General features: G+C 65.9%; 2 protein-coding genes (1 of these 2 running past the window's edge). Both read left to right on the top strand.

What is annotated here, in order from left to right:
- On the top strand, positions 1-15,195 hold the final stretch of the coding sequence (locus IEY68_RS05615) for a protein phosphatase 2C domain-containing protein (protein ID WP_062997165.1). The gene continues 22,365 nt to the left of window position 1, outside the view; 15,195 of the gene's 37,560 nt are visible here — the last part of the coding sequence; the start codon falls outside the window, past its left edge; its stop codon occupies positions 15,193-15,195.
- Positions 15,188-19,507: a tetratricopeptide repeat protein gene (locus tag IEY68_RS05610; RefSeq protein ID WP_058855367.1), complete on the top strand. Its 4,320-nt coding sequence runs from the start codon at positions 15,188-15,190 to the stop codon at positions 19,505-19,507. The genes IEY68_RS05615 and IEY68_RS05610 overlap by 8 nt, the downstream gene beginning before the upstream one ends.
- Positions 19,508-19,533: the final 26 nt, after the last annotated feature.

Below are 19,533 nucleotides of genomic sequence, written 5' to 3'. Positions count from 1 at the left end.
CGGCGGGTCCGAGTTTCTGTGGACGCCGATCATGTGCCTACGACGCTGGACGCGATCGCCGCTCGTGTCCACGGCAGTGAGATTCCCGCCGACCCCACTACCGCTGACGACTGGCTGCTGTACACCGTCGCCCCGGCTGCCATCGCCGAGCAACGGGCCGCCGCCTCGGAGGCTCGCTCCGGTTCGGGAGGTCGCGGCGTTCCGAAGGCCGAGCGCTATTCCACCGGCGAGTCGGGTGCTCGTGTCCCGTACGTCCGCAAGGCGTGGGAGATGCCTACGGGAAATGGGATTCGTGCCGTCTTCGAACCGTTTCTCCCGCCCGGTACGAGACGGGCTGTGGTCGAGGTGGTTGCGCGGCGGGTGCTGCGGACGCTGGGGTCGTTCGATGTGCGTGAGCAGTCGGATGTGGTGATGTCGTGTGTGGACAACGGTGACGCACCGGTGTTGCGGTTGGAGATCGAGCACGCCGGTGTGGTTACGGTTTTCGATATTCCGCTGACCGATGAGGAACCGGTCGGCGGTCCGGGTTTCGGCAGTGCGGACCGTCCGAGGCGCAGCGCTGATGGTCACCGCTGGGACAATGGGCGGCGGGACGACGGAGCAGCCGACTATATCGACGATATCGAGTCGGCTACCGAAGGGGACCCCACGGGAAGCCCCGATGATGTTCCGCCTGACGCGGGCAGCCCGGGTGGACGGCTGTTCGGAGAGCAGATCGCGGCGGGTACGGCGGCCGCCGCGGCCGGTCGGCAACCTGGGACCTCGGACACGCCGGAGCCTGATGACCTGCCGTCGAACGAGTCGCCTGAATCGGCGGGACAACGGGTGCCGGTGCGACGTGGGAAGCGAGTGACGTCCGCCACGCCGAAGGGTACTCGCGCGCCCGGTCCCTTATGGCCGGGGGACCGTCCTGCAGCGGATATATCGTCGGTGCGGGCCGGCAAAACGTTCCTGTTCGAGCTGCCGGACGGCGCGCACGCCCGAAGTGACTGGCTAGACAATCGAATCCAGCAGATCCTGGATGCCCACGGCTACTGGGATGCCGACGCGGAATTTGCCGAGCTGGTGTTGAGTGCCGCCTTGCAGTGGTTGCCGCGCACCGCGGCGCACCGCGCGTGGTTGGCGACCAGGAAGGCGTCGAAGCTGCCGATGACGATGACGATGGCATGGGCCAGGAACGGGGATCTACCGGGCGACCGCGTCGATATCGTCAACCGGGCCGGTATCCGGTCGTGCACGATCACAATGTCGGGATCCGACCGGTTGCAGGAGATCCGCGACAGAGTCCGCGTCCTGATTCAGCGGCTGATTCCTGGCAGTGACCGCGACTTCGCAGTGGACGAAGTCGTGGACAGGGTGATGAGCCACGCCCATCACATCGATAGCGAGAACGTCGGTGATGACGTTGTGGGAATCCAGGTGGAGCTTCGGTTCGATCCAGCGGAACCGAAGATCAGGGTGCGTCCCCATTGGGGCCGCCCATTCTCGCCGGACATCGAGGCGGCGCTGCTGGAGGACCCATCCGGCAGCACGAGCGTAGCGACCGAGATCCCCGCAACCAGCGACACCACGTCCGGTGATCCGGCGAACCCGCTGCCGCCGGAAGACTCCCCTGACGGGGTTGATTCGGGCTCGGATGACCGCGAGGTTCACCCGGCCGGCGCTGCGCGGAGACCCGCGATGGATTTCCCGTCGTGGCAGGACATGCTCGAGGCCGTCAAGGAGGTCAGCGGCTACCGGAAGAAGGTTTCTCTCGAGGAACACGTCGAGATCCGCGATGCGCACAACTACGTCCGGGAGACCTGGCGCAGCGATCCCGGACGTGTCGAGCGCTGGCTCGAGGTACTGGACGAGCGGCAACAGAAGGCACTGCGACTCATGTCGAATGGCCATACGGTCGCCGAGATTCTCGAACAGATGAATATGCACCCGAGCACGTTCTTGCCGAGGGTGTACACCGACGCGGTCGAGAGACTGGCGTTGGCGCTGTCCGTGGCGCTGAGATACGAGCAAGATCCCGAGAAGAGACCCTTCCGGGACTATCTCCACGATCCGAAGGATTTCACCTCGGCGCAACGTGCCGCATTCATCGGAATCGTTCTGGAAGGCAGCAGGTTTGCCGATCTAGCGGGGGACAAGGCTCCTGAATTCCGTAATGCTCTGTTTGCCGCCCTCCGGAAGGCGGATGGGTGGTTGCTGGCGGAACGGCGTAATCCGCACCATGACCCGGACAACACCGAAGTGGATTCGCTCGGGCGACCGTCGGTATCGGACAGAATGGCGGCGGGTAGAGGCCGGCGTTCCCGGAAGCGCACGCAGGATCCCGGCAGCGAAATCGACGAAGCCGGTGAATTCGTCGATCTCGCCGGCCCACCGGATCCCGACGGACCGGGCACAGCGGTATCGGAACGGCTGGCGAATTCTCACCCGGCGATTCGGTTCATCGGATTCGGGCCGGTGTCCCTCGAGAAGGCGGAGGAAACCGCTCGCATCGTCGAATACTGGCTCGCTCGGTACGGGCACCTGCTCGATCTCACGGATATCCAGTTCGACCCCGCGGTTTCCGCCACGGACGGTGAACCCGCCGTCTGCGACTTCGAGTCCGGGAACAGGAGGATGTGGGCAGAACGGATCCGGATCAGCCCGGAAATCAACCTTGCCGACCTGCCGGAGGCGCTGGCAGCGGCGTTCTGCGATGCCTTGATCTACACCGGGCGCTGGCGGGCCGACGCTGCGGCAGAAGGTGCGCTGCGGGAATTCTACGAGGCCGAACACGGCCCGATCGTCGTTCGTGACAGCGAAGGCCGATTCCGGAACGAACTCGGATTCCAGGCGTGGAAGGAAGAGCAGCTGTCCGTGCACTGCTTCCTCCGGGACGGCACCTTGCGGGGCAGGTTTGCGATGCGAGAGGCGTTCTGGATGGTAGAACAGCATCCGGAACAGGCACCGGACGCTTACCGAATCCTGCGCCGACTCCTACTGGAGGCGGCGGCAGAGTGGCGCGGTGCTCGTGCTCCCGAGGATCCCTCGAACCCCGATCTGCACTATGCCGACACGTTGGCATCCGAAACCGGGCTCACCACTTTCGGATTCGATCTGCCCGGGCTCGACCGCGACCTCGTTCGTGAATTCGTCGATTCCCTGCGCGAGAATCTCGCCGAGCATCCGGATAACGCCCTCACGGCTTTCGGGGTGGCGCCGTTGCCCGACGATGAGAACGGCCGTCCGGTCATCGCCATGGTGCGCCGAGGAACGCACGGTCTGGAAATGGTGCTGAACGAGCGGTTTGCCATCGATCCGGAATATCTGAATGCCGTATTCACGGCGGACGTGTGGGAAGGTATCGAGCCCAGCGAGGATCGGACGACGGGGCGTCCAGCGGACCCCGGCCGGTACGGCCGATACGTCGGATTCCATCCCGGGAGGCCCGGTCAGGCGGTGCGGTTTGTTGTCGAACACGAGTTCTCCCACGTGGTGCGACCGTCCTCACCCGAGGAAGAACAGCTGGACGCCTCTCTGAATCTGCCGACGAACGAGTTCCTGGCCTGGGTCCAGGCGCTTCCGGCGGATCGTGCGGAACGTGTGCGAGAACTGCTCGCCGAGCGAGCCATAGTGACGAGCGCTCTGTTCGACGCCTTCCGGACAACATGCAAGGACCCGACTGCAACGTTTCGGAAGTGGCTGCGCAGCCAGTTGAGCGCTTACTCCTTCCACGATGACGGTCGTCTCTATATTTCGGAGGCATTCGCCGAGGCCCGGGCGTCGAAGCGCACCGATGGTAAGCGGGCCACATTCGGTGAGCGCACACTGGTATCCGCCGTCTCGGAATATCAACGGCGGGCGGGTAGCGGGACCGGTCATCGGTCATCGACACCGCCACGCTCGATCACCAGTGCAACCGACTCGACCGGTTCGGTGCGGCCGAGCGATGCTGCGATCGACCGTACGGGTGTTTCGGACAACGGCTCGTCCGAGGGGAACAAGGCTGGTTTCCGCGCCCGGTTGCTCGACGCATTGAGGTCTCTCCCCGACGATGCGGACAGTGCCATTCCGTCGAAAGCGGAGCTCGCCGCGTTGACCACCGAGGATCTCTTGTCGGCCGCATCCCGGCTGTGGCAGCCAACAGTGCCGGAGGGGTGGAGGGACGTCGCGGTTGTACTCCACGAATACGAAGAGCTGTGTCGGCCGGAGTTCATTTATGCACTGCGTGGATCGGTGGAACACCCCGAGCGCTCGACACTCGAGCGGCTTCTGGAAGAGGCCCGCAAAATCCTGGGCGATCACACTGCGCCTTCATGGGCCTGGCAGCGGGTCGCCGATGCGCTCGCCGTGCACGAGGCGGTACTTGATGATCTCCCGGTACCAGCGCGCGCGCCCAGGCTCACCGACACCCGCGATGCGGATGGTCCGCCCGGCACGATCGAAGGGTTCGATGCAGACGGAGATGGTTCGGCGAAAGGCGCTGACTCGGCACGGTATGGACCGGTAGCGGGCAGTTATCCAGGGGGCAGGGTGACTCCGCCGGTCTTCGTGGACGCGCCGGGGCCCGGCGCGAACGGGTTCGGTAAGGCGGCGGCGGAACCCGTAGAAGACGCGCTGGGTATCTACACCGCACCGGCTGAGGATCCGGCGGCGAAGAAGTCGAAGGATTGCCTGCGCAATGCGAGTGTGATCGCGAAGACCCTCGGTCTCATTCGTCGTGGTCTACCGACTCCGCGGTGGTGGGCGCGAATGCGGGGAGGTTCGGCACGCACGGCCGAGATCGCGTTCGGCGGCCGGTTCCGTCGGCCCGCTTTCGGTGCGCAGGGTGATCCCGAGGCGAAACCGTTCGACGAGATCGAGCACTGGCTGAAGGACAAGCCGGGTCGGTGGATGGTGGCGTTCACGCAGAATGCCGCGCTGCTGGGTCGCAGGCAGGTCGGCGCGCATGCGGTGATCTTGCGGAACGTGGGTGGCGAGATCCTGGTATATGAAACCGATACCGCCGACGGCGCCCAGCGGCCGGTGCTCTTCGACCAGTGGTCGCCGCCGGAGCATATTCTGCCGTGGGTACCGGCGATCACCTTCGAGGGGCCGCAGGAGCCGGAGATTCCGCGCCTGCGAGGTGTGCTGGCACGGATGCTTCCCGCGCTCGGTATTCGCGGGGTGAATCTCCCCTTCTCCCACATCGGATACCGGGACCCGCACGACGCCGCAACGGATGAACCCTCGGGCGGGAGTCATGAGTACCACGGGTTTGCCGAAGCTATACGTCGCGCCCTGACATCTACCGACAGCGGCACACCACAACGATATGTCGACGATGACGTTATCGCGGCGGCGGCTACCATCGTCGGGTCCAGCGGCGGTACCGAATCTCTGATGGACCTGAGCGTGAGTACGGATCCGCCGTGGATGCCGATGGCGACACTGGGTACCCGGGCCGGCTACGAGCTGACCCTGAGTGGTCGAGAATTGCAGTACACCGCGACTGTCGAACGTGGTGATACAGATGCGATCGAGGTACTGCGTGCGCACCTGGCACAGCTGTCGAAGCTGGTCGGGGCCGAGTATTCCGATCCGTTGGATCTGCTGCAGCTGGCCTTACCGGACGAGGACGGATATTCCGGATCGACCCAGCAGCGGTTGGGCCGGCGGCTCCGCTCCGCGGCGACGACAGTGACCCTGACAGTGCATACCGGACCGCAGTGGCGGGAACTTCGCGGTGCAGTGAGCAGTGCGGGATCCGAGCGTCCGATAGCACCCGTGTACGAAGCCGACGAATATGCGGAATCGAGTGGCGCTCCCCTCGAAATCCGCATCGAGGCACCGAATTCGGCGCCGTCTCGCCGGACTACCCGCCCGGCCGATGTGGCCGTGGCGGTGGCGCGCGCCCACGACCTGAAACACCAGGTTTTTGCTGCGCTCCATCGGGCCCGCGATGCCGTGGTCGAATACCGGGAGGGTGATCATTCGCCGCCGAGTCGGTGGCCGGTGACGATCAGTGGGGCGGATGTGTATGTGCAGGGTGCGGACCGTCGTTGGTACGGACCGGGTGGGCGAGTGGTCGAGAGTCTCGGTACGGGCGTGGGCTGGACGGAAGCCGGGCTGAAAACAACGCAGCCGCCCGCGGATTGGGCCGAGTTCCCGCGCCAGGAGTCCGAAGTATTCCCGCAGTGGGACGATGAGGTGCCCGGTGGAGTGGGTGCCCTGTTCGCATCGGGCAGTACGCCGTACCGGTTCTCTTTCGAGCTCCCGCACGACACCGTGCACGAACAGCTGTGGCTGGCTCGCGGGTTGAATTCTGCCGTGCGAATGTCGGGGCTTCCCGCGGACTGGACGGCGGCCGTCTGGACCAGGTTCTCCGCGGCCCTTCGCTCGGCCCGGGACTCGGATCGGGATGTGCGCGAAGTGTGGGTGCAGGTCCATCCGAACGCGATATCGCTGATGCTCGCCGAGGACGGGATGCCCTGGTATGAGCTGACGGTTTTCGAGAGTAGAGGCTCGCTGGACTCGGCCACCAGAATATCCCCTGACGGGATGTCCTCGGAGGCTGCGGACGCGATGATTCGGCGCAGCATCCATGATGCAGTCGGGGCGCTACCCCCGGACGTACAGATGACAGTTCTGCCACAGATGCTCGAGGACGCGCGGGCCATAGCGAACGGGCACAGCAGGCCGGGATCGGCCGTATGGATATCGACAGGCACCGAGTCGAGAAAGGGGCGGCCCCAGGTCTCCTGGGACAGGAGCATTCGGCCCGGCGAGGCATCGGCGACGACACTCGATGCCGATCTGATCGCCGGACGGCAGGCGCTGGCGGCCATTGCCGCCGCACGGGGTGATCGTCGGCCGGCGGCCTCGGATGCGGCAGTGAGTCCGGGCCCGCGCCCGGAGCATCGGATATCCGTCGCCGGTTCGGAAGAATCCGGCACCGTCGATATTGCGGACTGGCTGATCCGCAGAGGATTCGGCGCGTGCACCGCCGAGGTTTCCGCGATCACGGCGGAACGGCCGGGCGGCTCGGTGACCGCATCGATGTGGTCGACGGAGTCCGATGCGTGGCTGCTCGTGGAGTTCTTCGACGAGTCCGGGCAGCGTCGGGTGACGCTGGATGTTGTCGGCCACGGGGGTGATCCCAGGACCGTTCGGTTGGTGGATGCACCGATATCTGCCGCGTCGACGGTGGATGCGGACCAAGGGGACGGCGCGCCACATCTCGAGGCTCGTGCGCAGGTGCGGCGCCTCGGCGAGGAAGCGACGCGGACCGCCGAAGCGAGCGCCGGTCCGTACGGTTCCGGGGTGATTCTGGCCGATACCTATCCAGTGGTGGACGCGGCATTGTGGTGTGCGCGCCCGGCGTGCGTGACGACCGAGATTCTGGACGGCTCGAATATCCGCGTGACGGTGGGGGAGACCGACGGTGCCGGTACCCGGGTGGCACTGGTCGAGCGGGCGCAGTGTGCCGACCAATGGTTCGACATCGAGGTGGGTACCGGTCTGACGGCCGACGAACGAGGTCGGGTCCTGGATGCCGCGGTGGGTTGCCTGCCTGGGGATCGGCCGGCGATGGCCGCCCCGTGGATCGGGTTGTTCGCGGATGCCTCGAACCAGACCGCGCCGATCCGGCTCGCGCTGAAGGGCACGGATCCGCGCAGTATGGTGGCCCGCCGCGGCACCCGGATCGGCGAGCAGTCGCCGCGAATCGAGTTGCGGTCACATTCCGCGAAGTTCGTCGGGCAGATAGCCGGTGAGGTGACACCCGAGAAGCTGTCCTCGCTGGTGGGATCGCTGGTGAATGCCGTTCCGGGGGTTTCGGTGCCCTGGCTGACCGACTGGCTGAGCGCGGGAATGACCCCGGATGCTCGGCTCGAAGTGACCGCCGGAGCGAATAGCTCCGTGAATATCGAGCTGTATCAGGGGTCGCACGAGAAGCCGTACCACTCGCTGCACATCCCTGCGGTTCAGAAACCGGAGAGGTTCGAGGGTGCGGTGCGCTGCCGCTGGGACCACCGGAACATGAGCGCAGCGACGAGGGGCACTATCGTCGACACTGTGCGGCGCCAACTGCTGGAGGTGTGGGGCCGCGACGAGAAACTCGTCGAACATCACGATTACGAAAAGACACTCGACGCCTTCCTCAACGGACTGGCCGGGGGTGCCGAGCACCTCTCAGCCGTCAGCGCGGATTTGGCCGGAATACCTCAGCAGGGTCGGCTCCGCGTGCATGTGGCCACGAATATCCGGCCCGCAATCGACTGTGTGGCCGCCCCGAAAACCATGGTCGAGCTGGCGCAGGACGAGCTGGATTCGGCGGAGCGTGAGCGTCGGTATCGTGTCGCCGAGTCGAGCGGGGTGGGGCGGTACGGGACACCGGAGGACAGCCGGAGGGCTGTACTGAGACTGGAGGAAGCCACTGCCGAAGTCGAGCGGCAGCGCGACTTGCTGGGATGGGTCGAGGAGAACCCCCATGTGCGGGACGCAGCTCCGGAGTGGGATCCGCTGATGGGGATCTTCATGCCGAGCGTGTCGGACGCGCTACCGAAACCGGCAGATCCCGGTGCGATGGGCATGCCGCCCGATGTGGCCCGGACCTTCGACCAGCTGCGTGAGGCGACCGTCGACGAGAAGAACGGAAGGCCATACTATCGGACCGATACTCTCGATCCGAAGGATATCGACCGCGCCTACCGGTGGGTGACGGAGCAACAGGGAGATCTCGCCCATCAGTATTCGGCTATCTTCGCCGTGCACAGCGATATGTCCGGTCCTGTCGGTTACCGGCACAAGGCGCAGCAGACGTGCGATAAGTTCTTCGCCGACAAGCCGGACCCGGATGCCGTCGGCCTGTGCGACCTCCTGCGCGGGCTGGGCCTCGAGGCGGCCCTGGCGCCGGGGCGTGCGCGCGTGGTCGTGGCCGGCCTGCCCGAGTCGGCGCTGGGGGCCCTGAGGGACACCTACAGTGTCACCGGCGGGTCCGCCGACGGAACACTGACACTCGATATTCCCGGTCGGCCCCGCACCGGCTCTCTCACTCTCACCGTCGACCCGGACATGGGTGCCGATGTTTACGGAGGCCACGAACTCATCCAGCAGTTGAAAGCAGAGCTGACCGACGAGGGTACGAAGGCCGACATCATACGTGCGGCAGCGGGAATCATTCACGATCCGGACCAGCGCGATGAGCTGCTGGCGATCCTGGACGAAGGTCTTCACGCCTTGACCTTCATGAAGAAATGGTTCACGGATGCAGATGTGGTCTATCCCGCACTCGACCTGGAGCAGATACCCACGAAAAACCCCACCGGTAAGCCCAGCAAGAAGGAGATGAAGGCGGCCAGGGCGGAGTGGAAAGAACGTGAGAACGAGTGGAAAGAAGATGGGAAACGTCGAAAGAACGAGATTTCCAGGGAAATACTGGAAGGAGGAGCGGTCGCCGGATTCGTCAAGTCAGCGTTCATAGATCAATGCGCTCGCAGCGAGTCCGTCCTTGCATCGGTAATACGCGGAGCGAGCGCCGAAAAGGCACTTTCGGAAATGCTCGGACAACCGGACTCGGTCGAATCCTGGATCGAGGAGTCGGTCGATCGGGTACATCGGAAGTGCCTCGAAGCGATCGAAACAACGGATATCGGCGACTGGACCGCGGAATGGTCGACGCGGGAGGCGGATAAACAGCAGGAGGATCTGCTGGCACGCCTCGATGATTGGTCCGAGTGGGTCGAGAAAGTCGCGGCCCGATACGAATACGGAATGCGGCGGGTCTGTGGCGGCGGCAGCTCGTTCGATGGGATTCGATGGAACGAAGAACACGGGATCGAATCAGTAATTCCGGTGATCGGTGACGATCCGGTCCTCGAGATCGCCATGAGCTATCTGAGAGGACTGTTGGTCGAGGTCGAGGGCGCCGGACCCTACGGCTGCAAGGCGATGGAGCTGAACGATGACGGCAGTATCTCTATCGAGCTGGTGAACGCTCCGCTCGACGAGATCCTGGGTGCCGTTCTCGCGGCGTCGGTCTACGAGATCCTGCGTGGCCAACGGGTCCATATCGTCATGCTGTACGACAACCTGCACGAAATGCCCGGCAAGATCGAACTGGAGGAGCAATTCGAGAAGCTGAAAAAACGCAATCCCGCCCTGGCCGGCCTCGACCTGACCCTCCCCCTCATCGAGGGGAAGTCCGACGGGGTCACCACGTATACCGTTGACGCCAAGGCATATTCGTTGATGTGGCACCTGTTCAAGGCCGATGTCCTCGGTGTCGCTCCGCAGCACCAGTTGCAGGTGGATGAGGGCAATATTCCTATCGAAGCGGTCATCGAGTATCTGGAGAACGCCAGTCGTCTCCAGAACAGCGGTGTTCTGGAGTTGTATTGGGCCTGTCGGGACCACGAGGACCCGCATCTCGACGCCGGGGGTCATTGCGATGCGCTCGATAACGAAGAAGGACCGTGCGGCAAGAACCTGTGCCGGTACGCGAGGTTCCACGATGTGCATATGCGGCTCACCGAGGAAGACGGCCAGGGTACGTGCGCAGCGCTCGACTTCGGCGCACTCGTGCGGGATGCGCTGGCAATTATGCGAAACTCGAGCATCTTCTCCGTGGTATTCCTACGCATTTACATGCGGGACCAAATGCTGGAGGTCGGCACCGCGGCGCAGGCTTGCGGCTTCTACTACAACAGAGCGGGCTTCGAGGTGGACGAATCCCGGGCGACAGAGCCGCAAATGTTCGCCGGATTGCGGTTCGGAATGGCGAAGGAATTCGAGCGCGCTATCGGGATTCTCCGTGAGGTAGTCGCGGACCGCAGGAAGCTCGCCGAGATGTTCGCGACGCGTCACTTAGCGTCGCAGCGCGATTCATTTGCACGCCAGCAAGGGGCTCACAGACAGCATCAGAAGGATGAGGCCAAACGGGAAGAGGCCGCGGCCGCGGCCCGGCGCGTTGAAGACCTCGAGGAGCGGCTCGCCCAGGTGGCGGCGGACCTGGCAGCGGCGCAAGCACGAAGCGCCTCGACAAGTGACCTGTTCCGACACGGGTTCCACGCACAAGGCCCGGGCGGTTTCGGCAACCCGTTGCTGGATCCGAACCGCCGAGCCTTCGCGGAGCGCCGGCGAATAGCCGCCCTCGCGGCTGTCGTGGCGAGCTGGTGGGACGATTGCACCGACACGGTACGCAGGAAACTTCGAGACCGCGGGACAGAGCTGCCGGGGATCGTCGACCACAAGGTACTCGATGCCGCCACCGAGCTGCTGACCGAACGTGAAGCCGGTTCGGACACAGGTGCCATCTCACCCGCACTGTCCGCGTGGTACGCCGTGATGGATATGGTCGGCGAGGTAACACACAGGTCGGAGGCCGCGACCGACCCCGTTGAGGGTGCGGCGCCCGAAGGGCTGTACAGCCCACCAGCCCACGTGACGCGAGACCCGATGGACGAGTACATCGGCGACTCCGTGGCATCGAAGCCGCCGGTAGCCGGGCCACAGGTGCCGGCCCGGACCGCGTCGGCACCTGATATGACGGGGGGTGACGGTTCGGATCCGTCGCCCGCCGTCATATCAGGTGCCGGTGCGCAGGAAGGACAGGATGTTTGTGTCGAGCGGTCTCTGGGGAAATTGCCTCCGAACTTCGTCGACCGCGAGGCTCTGAAGAAGGACGGTTCCGGGCTGCCGGGATATACCCAGGTGCAGGTCGAGGCGACGCTGAAGGGCCGGAAGTTCCTGGAGTATCCGGCAGGTGACGGCCGGGGGACGCTTCGAACGTTGGCCGATCGGATTCCGGTGGGCGGGTGTGCGCTGGCGGTCCAGGAATACAGGACGTCGCGCGATGGCATCGGTGCTCACGCCTTTCCGCTGAAGAATGTCGGTGGACAGGTGTGGGTCTACGACACCGTGGGTTGTCGCTGGTACACCCTCGCGGAATTCGAGCAGCTCGAGGGCAGGCCGAAGGTGGCGCGGACAGTGGGTGTCGTATGGGATTCCGAGGGTCGCGATCCCGGCGTTTCGGGGATCCGGGTCGATTTGAAGAAGATACGGATCGGTACCGACGCTGCCGATGCGGACACCGGATCCGGATCGCATCGCGGCCGCGGGATGGGTCGCGAACACATGCGGATGGCATTGCGGCAGCGCACCTCGACGGTCGCGCGATTGACGGGCTACCTCACTGTGGATCAGGAGGATGTGCTCGAACAATGCGTGTTGCGGGGACTGTCGCCGGATGCGGCGGCGCGGGAACTGAGTCTCACCGACGAGACGGTGCGTAACTACGAACGCGGTGCGCTGGAGAGCATGCTCGCGTTGATCGCTGCCGAGGACGCGGTCCGCAATGCCGATCCCGATGATCTCGCCGCCGCATCGGATCTCGTCCCCAGCCACCAGCGCGACGCTGTTGTCCTGGTATTCGATCGGAAGCTACCACCGCACGCCGCTGCGGAAGCGATGGGCTGGTCGCGGAACGAGCTGGCGAAAGTACTACGCCGCGGCGCTGATTGTCTTGTCGCTGCGCTCGCCGGCACGGCGGTTCCTACCGCTCGCCGCCACGCGGAAGCATCGGTGCGGCGTGCAGTGCGCGAAGACGTGACCGTGCTCGAACAGTGGCGCAACGTTCTCACCGAGGATCAGTGGAACGCAATCTCCCGCCGTCTCGTCGGCGACAGTCTGATCGCCGAGTTGGCGCCGGCCCTCGAATGCTCCGAACCTGCGGTGGTCGCGCGGTTGTATCGCGCTTACGAGGTTCTGGTCGAGTCGGGGGCGGTGTCGCGACTTCCGATCGATACATCGCCAGGGATGATGCGGAAGCCGGTCGGCAGTTCGGACCCGGTGGTCCCCGACGTGTCTGCTGCTGCCGACATCGCCGCGGAGGAGCCTGTCGACCCCGAATCCGTGGGCCACGGGGAAAGCCCCGAGCCGGGCAGTGCGGACGAAGCACTGCGTAGGGTTTCGGGTCGTTCACCCTTCGAGCGCAGGCAGTCCTGGAAGCCACCGCGGCGTTCGGGTTCGCATCCGAGTGGCAAGCGAGAACGTCCCGATGAGGACGGATCCGGTCTGCACCCCGAGAGCGGGATCCCGGAGCTGGAGCCAGTGGCTGTGCAGCACGCGGAGTCCTTCGATGCGTCGAAATCGGCCGAGCCGATATCGGTGGGGGAGGAACTGCGGGATGTCGAGGCAGGTGGCGCCGACGGAGAAGAGCATGTCGTCGGAGCCCCGCAGATAGAGCTCGACCCGAGTACCGAGGACCCCGACAACCCGGGAATTGCCGGACTCGCTGGAATGTCGAGCCCCACGGACGCGCAGTCGGCGATCGGCGCGGCCGGTGACGGCCGGACCCGGCGGGAAGTCCTCGTCGAGGCCGCGAAGCTGGCCGGTGGTGTAGGTGCCGCTGCGGGGTCGGCGGCTGTCGGTAGGAGTGTCATCGAGTCCGCCGGCGACCTGGACGACCGGCCTGGCGAACCGCCCGAGCCGGTGGTGACCGGGCTGGGGAAGGACGTCGATGAGCTGGTGATGCGTTCGGCGACGAAGTCGGATCGGGTTGCCGCGCAACAGGGTGCGACCCTCTGGGGCCGCGTTTCCGCAGTGCAACAGCAGCAGTGGAGGATCGGATACGGTGACCGCGGTGAGGTGATAGTCGAGCCGGACGGCATCTACACCATTGTCATCGATGCGGAGCTGCGCGGCGAACCCGAGATCGTGGTACAGGAGTTGGCGGTACTGGTCACTCGCGCCCTGATGAACGTGCCCGAGTACCGGCTGGAGCCGCCCTCGGACTCGATGAGTTTCGACGGTTGGTCCGATCGGGAGCTGGGAGAACGGTTCGGGCCGCGGGCCTTTGAAATCCTGCATGCGGAACGAGCGCGGCGGCAGATCCGCAGTGCTGACGGAGATGTCGAGATCGGCTCGTACACCGAGCGGGAATACGGTGGCGACAACGTGTTCGGTGAGGTGAACGTCGCAGCCGGTTGCGACTCCGGTCGGGTGACTCTGAAGGAGGCCCATATCCAGGTGTTGAACCAGATGCTCGAGAAACGCGATATGGAGCCGATGGCTACCGCGATCGCCGAACTCGAACTGTGGTGGTCCGAACACAAAGGACCTGGCGGGCGGGAGTCCGGCGGGAACAGCCTGCCCGCATCGGATTCGACCACACCGGAAATGACCGCGGGGGCCGCGGCAGGGCTCGGTTCAGGTGTTCCCGCGCAGCCGGTGTTGGGTGCGCGGATGTACGGCAATCTCGACGCGGCGGGTAGGGGGCATGTGGATGCGCCGATATTGCGTGATGCCGGCGATGACGAGATCCGCACCGCGATAGCCGAGATAGCGATCAATGACTCGGTCCGGGCGCGGCTGCTCACGTTCAAATACCTCGGCTCCCTGCGACGGGGCGACGACGAACTGGCCCCCCTGCTGCTCATGAGGCCCGACCGTTTTGCGAAAGTGGAGCAGGCGGCGCTTGTCGATGTAGCCCGAATCGTTGCGCGCGCCAGGAACCGGGGGGAAACCGCGGCGAGCAGTTATCGAGACCGCAGGAACAGCCGAACGTTCGATGAGGCACAGGCTATTGTGTTGGACGCCATGACCCAGAACGCGATCGGGTATCAGGCCGCGCTGGACCGTATCGAATCCGAGTACGCCAGAGCTGCGACCACGATTTGGCTGTGGGCGAAGCAGAGTGGCCGGCCTAAGCCGTACAGCGAGATCGCGGCCGAGCTCGGTAGCGAGGGGCAACAGCGGTCCCCACAATCGGTCAGCGACTCGGTGACCAAGGCCGTTCACCGATTGGCGAAGATATTGACCTCGTCTACTGAGCTGGGCCGTACCGAAGGGGCACATTCCGCAAGTTCCGATGAGGCTTCCCGGTCTGAACACGATTCCAAGCCGGCTTCAGTGCAGCGTTCGGTGGCTGCGGCCCATCGCATCGCAGTGGAGGCATTGCGTCGGGGCGACGAACGCTATGCGGTCGAGTTGGGCAAAATTTCGGACCCGTACGTCCGGGCTGCGACGGATCGCCGCCTGACCTCGGAATTGGCCGGGAACCCGATGCAGTATCAGGATATCGCTGCGGAACTCGAGCGCGAGGGTACGGAGGATCCGAAAAAGCGGAGCTATCGTGCATTGACGAATGCCGTCAACTACGGCATCCGCAATATGGCCGACCCCCTGGACGAATCCGCCGTGGTGCGCGGCGAGCAACCGGGCTCCAGCGATGGATGACCCATGGGAGTTCGCCGACGCCTTGCCGCTGCTGCTCGCCGATGCGGTGTGGGCTCTGGCACGCGGGGAGGATATCCGCCCCGCAACCGATTTCCTGCTGGCGCTCGAACAGTGGTCCGGCGAACCACGGGTATCCCGTGCGGCCGCGGCGACCGCCCTGCAGGTGAGCTTCGCGTACGAGGTATTCGTCTCACTGCACCGGGCGCTGATAGCCGCCGCGCGGGCAGCGTGGCGCACCGACCCGCGCCGATGGCCGCTGGTCGAGGCGCTACAGGATCGGGCTGTGGAGGCGGAGGCCGACGGGGCATATGACATCGCGGCCGACCTGCTCGACGTGGCGCTAGAACTCTGTGAAGAGTGCGGGCCCGCCGAGCACGAACGCGCGCTTGTGCAGCTCGACCAGCTGCTCCCGACACTGATGATCGTCCTCGCCGACAAAGCTGCTGCCGACGAGGATGCCGGTCGGCTGGCACGTACCGCGCGTGCGGTGGCGCGGCGAATCGAGGTTCTCGGCGCCCTGACAGGGGAGGAGCGGCTCCGCTACCTGGGAGAACTGGCGGAGGCTCATCGGATCGGGGCCGAGTATGTGGCGCGGACGGACGGTGCGGTGGCCGCGACGGACTGCTCCGAGCGCGGCGTGCGCTTGTTGGAGGAACTGGTGGACCAGCAGGGGCCCACTGCCGTTCGACGCCTCGACTTCATGTGGCGAAGCCATATCGAACTACTGGAACGATTCGGTGAAACAGCTGCCGCAGGCGAGTGGAAGCTCCACCGTATTGCGACGTTGCGGGCAATGGCCACCATGGAGCTCACCCGGTTCGGTGACCTCACCGCGCTCCTCGCGGTGCTCACTCGCCTGGATATGCCGGTCGAATCGGCCGCGTTGTCCGCGCGGCTCGTCGCTGTCACCGAAGCCGAAGCCGATACCGAAGGCCGCCGGTCCGGCGGACGCACCCTGGCCCGCAGGCTACGGGACCACGGCAGGTATTTGCATCGCGCGCAACGGCAGACCGAGGCGTACGAGGTATGGCGGCGGGCGGTCGCGGTGCAGGCGCAGGCAGTACGCGGCGCCGCCGACGAAGTGTCCGTGGTAGCCGCCGGATACCGCAACATCGTTTCCACGGCCGAGAAACTGGGCGACCACTGCGCGGCAGTGGAATTCGGTGAGATGGCGGCCGAAGCGTGGCTGCGTTTCGCCGAGACGGACCGGACGGCACATCTGGCTGCCGCGGTGGACGAGCTGCGGGCGCAGGCACAGAGGCTGCGGGCCGCTCGCCGTTCTGCTGAAGCCTCCGATACGGCGGAACGGGCCGTCATCGCTGCCCGCGAGCTGACGGTGATGAACGCCGAACGGTATCGGCCGAACCTGAGCTGGGCGCTGACCTGCGCCGCCCGGATGCACCTGCGGTCGTGGCGAACCGACGACGCCGAACGTCGTTCCCGGCAGGCAGTGGCGCTGATCGAATACCTGGCCCGTGCCGAACCCGATCGGCATCGGGTTGCGCTGGCCAATGCGCTGCACAATCGCGTACTCGTACTCAACCGGCGCCGGGAGTACCAGATGTCGCGAGACCTGACCGCGCGAGCCGTGACCCTGTACGAGGGTGCCGTCGGGGGCAAGCACGACGCCGACTTGGCGAATGTGCTGTGCACGCAGTCGATCGCCGCCGCGGCGCTGCGCTTGTTCGACGAGGCTCTGGCCGCCGCGGCGCGGGCCGAGACGATCTATGCGCGCCTTGCGGAGTCGAATCCGCGAGCCCATCTGCACGATCTCGCGTACGCGCTGAACCGGCTGGCGTCGGTGCACGAAGATATGGGCGACAACGACGCAGTGCCACCGCTGGTCACCCGGGTGCTGGAGATCTGCGACGCCTTGCCCGAGGGACCGGTCCGGGACGAGCGGCGAGCGTCGGGTCTGCACCGGATGATACGGAATCTGGATCGTCGCGGGCGGCCGGCGGAGGCGTTGACATATTCGACCCCGCTGGTGGAGCTTCGGGAACGGATGGCGGCGGCCGACCCGGTGGGTGAGGGGGATGAGCTGGTCATCGCCCTCGGGAATCATTCCACCTTCTTGTCCGGAATCGGCGCCCTACGGGACGCGCTGGAGTACTCGCGTCGTGGCGTCGAACTGGTGCGACGGCTCGCGCGGGCCGATCCCCAGCGGTTTCGGCGCGAGTTGGCCGGCGCTCTGGACAAATACGCGGTGTGTCTGTTCGAGGACGGAGCATGCGAGGAAGCGGCCGGCGTGTCGCGCGAGGCTGTGGCGTGTTTCGACGCTCTGCTGGACGAGGACGGGCAACAGCACGCCGAGCGCGCGGCGCGTTGCTTCAGCAATCATGCGCTGCTGCTGGGGAAAGTCGGCCGAGTGGACGAGGCCATGATCTCCGCGGCCCGCGGTCTGGGGCTGCTCGAGGGGCTGGCCGCCGGAGATCGGCGCGCCTACGGCCCGGCTCTGAGCTATACCCTCGTCAACCAGGCGGTCCGGCTCAACGGGCTCGACCGGACAGCGGAAGGTCTCGTCTGCGCCGAACGCGCGGTCGCGCTACTCGACGAACTCACCGACGGCGATCCGCGGGAGCTCGGGCTGGACCTGGCACGGGCGCTGCTCGCGTACTCCGCTGCGCTATCCCGCGCGGGCCGTCACACCGAGGCGGTAGCGGCCCAGCGCCGGGCGGTGCGAGTGGTCGAAGCCGAGACCGTTGCCGAACGCGAGCAGAACCGCGCCGGACTGGCCCGATCCACCGCGGGTCTGGCGTCGCGCCTCGTCGAGGCAGGGCGGTGGCCGGAAGGACGTGAAAGCTCACGGGCCGCGGTGCGACTGTGGCGAGATCTCGTCGGCAACTATGCGCACCGTTATCTGCCCACGTTGGCCGACGCGCTCGGTAACCATGCCGGGTTCTGTCGCGACAATCAGGAATGGGCCGAAGCCGCCGAGTACGCCGAACAGGCCGCGTCTGCCTACGAGACGCTGAGTGCCCAGGACGCGATCCGCTACCGCGAAGACTGGGCGATCTCCATGGAGTATCGGGCGTGGGCCCTCGAGCGCAGCGGTCAGCGCGACAGCGCTTCGTCCGCGCTGGATCGCGCCCTGGACATCCGGCAGGCGATCGCCGCCGAATCTCCCGCCACCGGTCTGCCGGCCCTGGCACACAGTGAGGGCTGGGCCGCGCAGTTGCGAGTGTCTCTCGCGGAGCCGAGCCGGGCAGCAATGCACTGGGAACGCAGCGCGACCCTGTATGAGGAGATCATCGACTCCGGGCGCGACGATCTGGTACCGGGGCTGGTTGCCGTGCACCACAGCTACGCGACCCGCTCGGGTCGGCGCGGCCACCGTACCGAGGCAGTGCGCGCGATCGCCGAATCAGTGCGGTGGGCACTGCATCTGGTCGCGACCGACCGGGTTCGCCACCGGTCTCGGCTGGCCGATGCGCTGCGCGACCAGATCTGGATACTCGGCGACGTGGGCCGACGTCAGGAAGCGGTGGTGGTGGCTCGCGCGGCACTGCTGCTGGGGCAGGAGATCGCAGGCGCGGGCACCGGTGACCGGCGCTGGCACATAGCCGACGGTCACGATCTGCTCGCCGACAGTCTGGCCGAAGTGGGTCGACTCGCCGAGGCGCTCGAACTCAGTGCCCGGGCAGTGTCGCTCTGGGAGGAACTGGCGGCCCAGAGCGACAAGCCGTCGGATGATCTGGCGTGGGCGCTGTGGCACCGGGCCCGCTGGCTGCGCGCAATGGACGACAGTGACGGCGATGCCCTCCGCTTGTCCCGGCGCGCCGTCGAACTCTACGAGCGTGTTTGTGCGGACCGGCGGGACAGAGACGAATTCTTTGCGGGTGCGCTGGTGGATCACGCCCGGCATCTGTCGAGCGCCGGGGACCACCGGCAGGCACTGGAATACAGTTCTCGTGCCGTGGCGATGTGGGAAACCCTGGCGGCCGGCGAACCGCGGCTACACGGGCCCGAGCTGGCGGTCTGTCTGCGCCGGCACAGCCTCCATCTGACTCGACTCGCTCGGGACGACGCCGCACTCGAATGCGCCCGCCGCGCACTGCGGCTCACCGAGAATGCGGTGGAGTTGGCCAGCGCCCGGTTTCTCCCCGAACTCGCGGCGGCCTGTGGCGTCGCCGCCGACCTGCTCGGTGACCGTGACCCCGGGGCAGCGATCACCCTGGCCGAGCGTTCGGTCACGCTGTACACAGATTTGGCCCGTGGGGAGCCAGGGGTTTTCGGCCCGCGACTGGTGCGGGCGCGGCATCTGGCCGGCCGGATCCGCACCCGGAATACCGAGGACGGGGAGAATGGCTGAGGCCACATGGACAAGTTTCCGGTGAG

Origin of the sequence: Nocardia jinanensis (assembly GCF_014645735.1) — a bacterium.
GTDB lineage: Bacteria > Actinomycetota > Actinomycetes > Mycobacteriales > Mycobacteriaceae > Nocardia > Nocardia jinanensis.
Note: the sequence above shows the minus strand (reverse complement) of the source record. Positions and strands in the feature narration are given on the sequence as shown.

Bases quoted from the DNA above. Each gene is read 5' to 3' on its own strand.
- IEY68_RS05610 (WP_058855367.1), top strand. From the start codon at position 15,188: ATGGATGACCCATGGGAGTTCGCCGACGCCTTGCCGCTGCTGCTCGCC.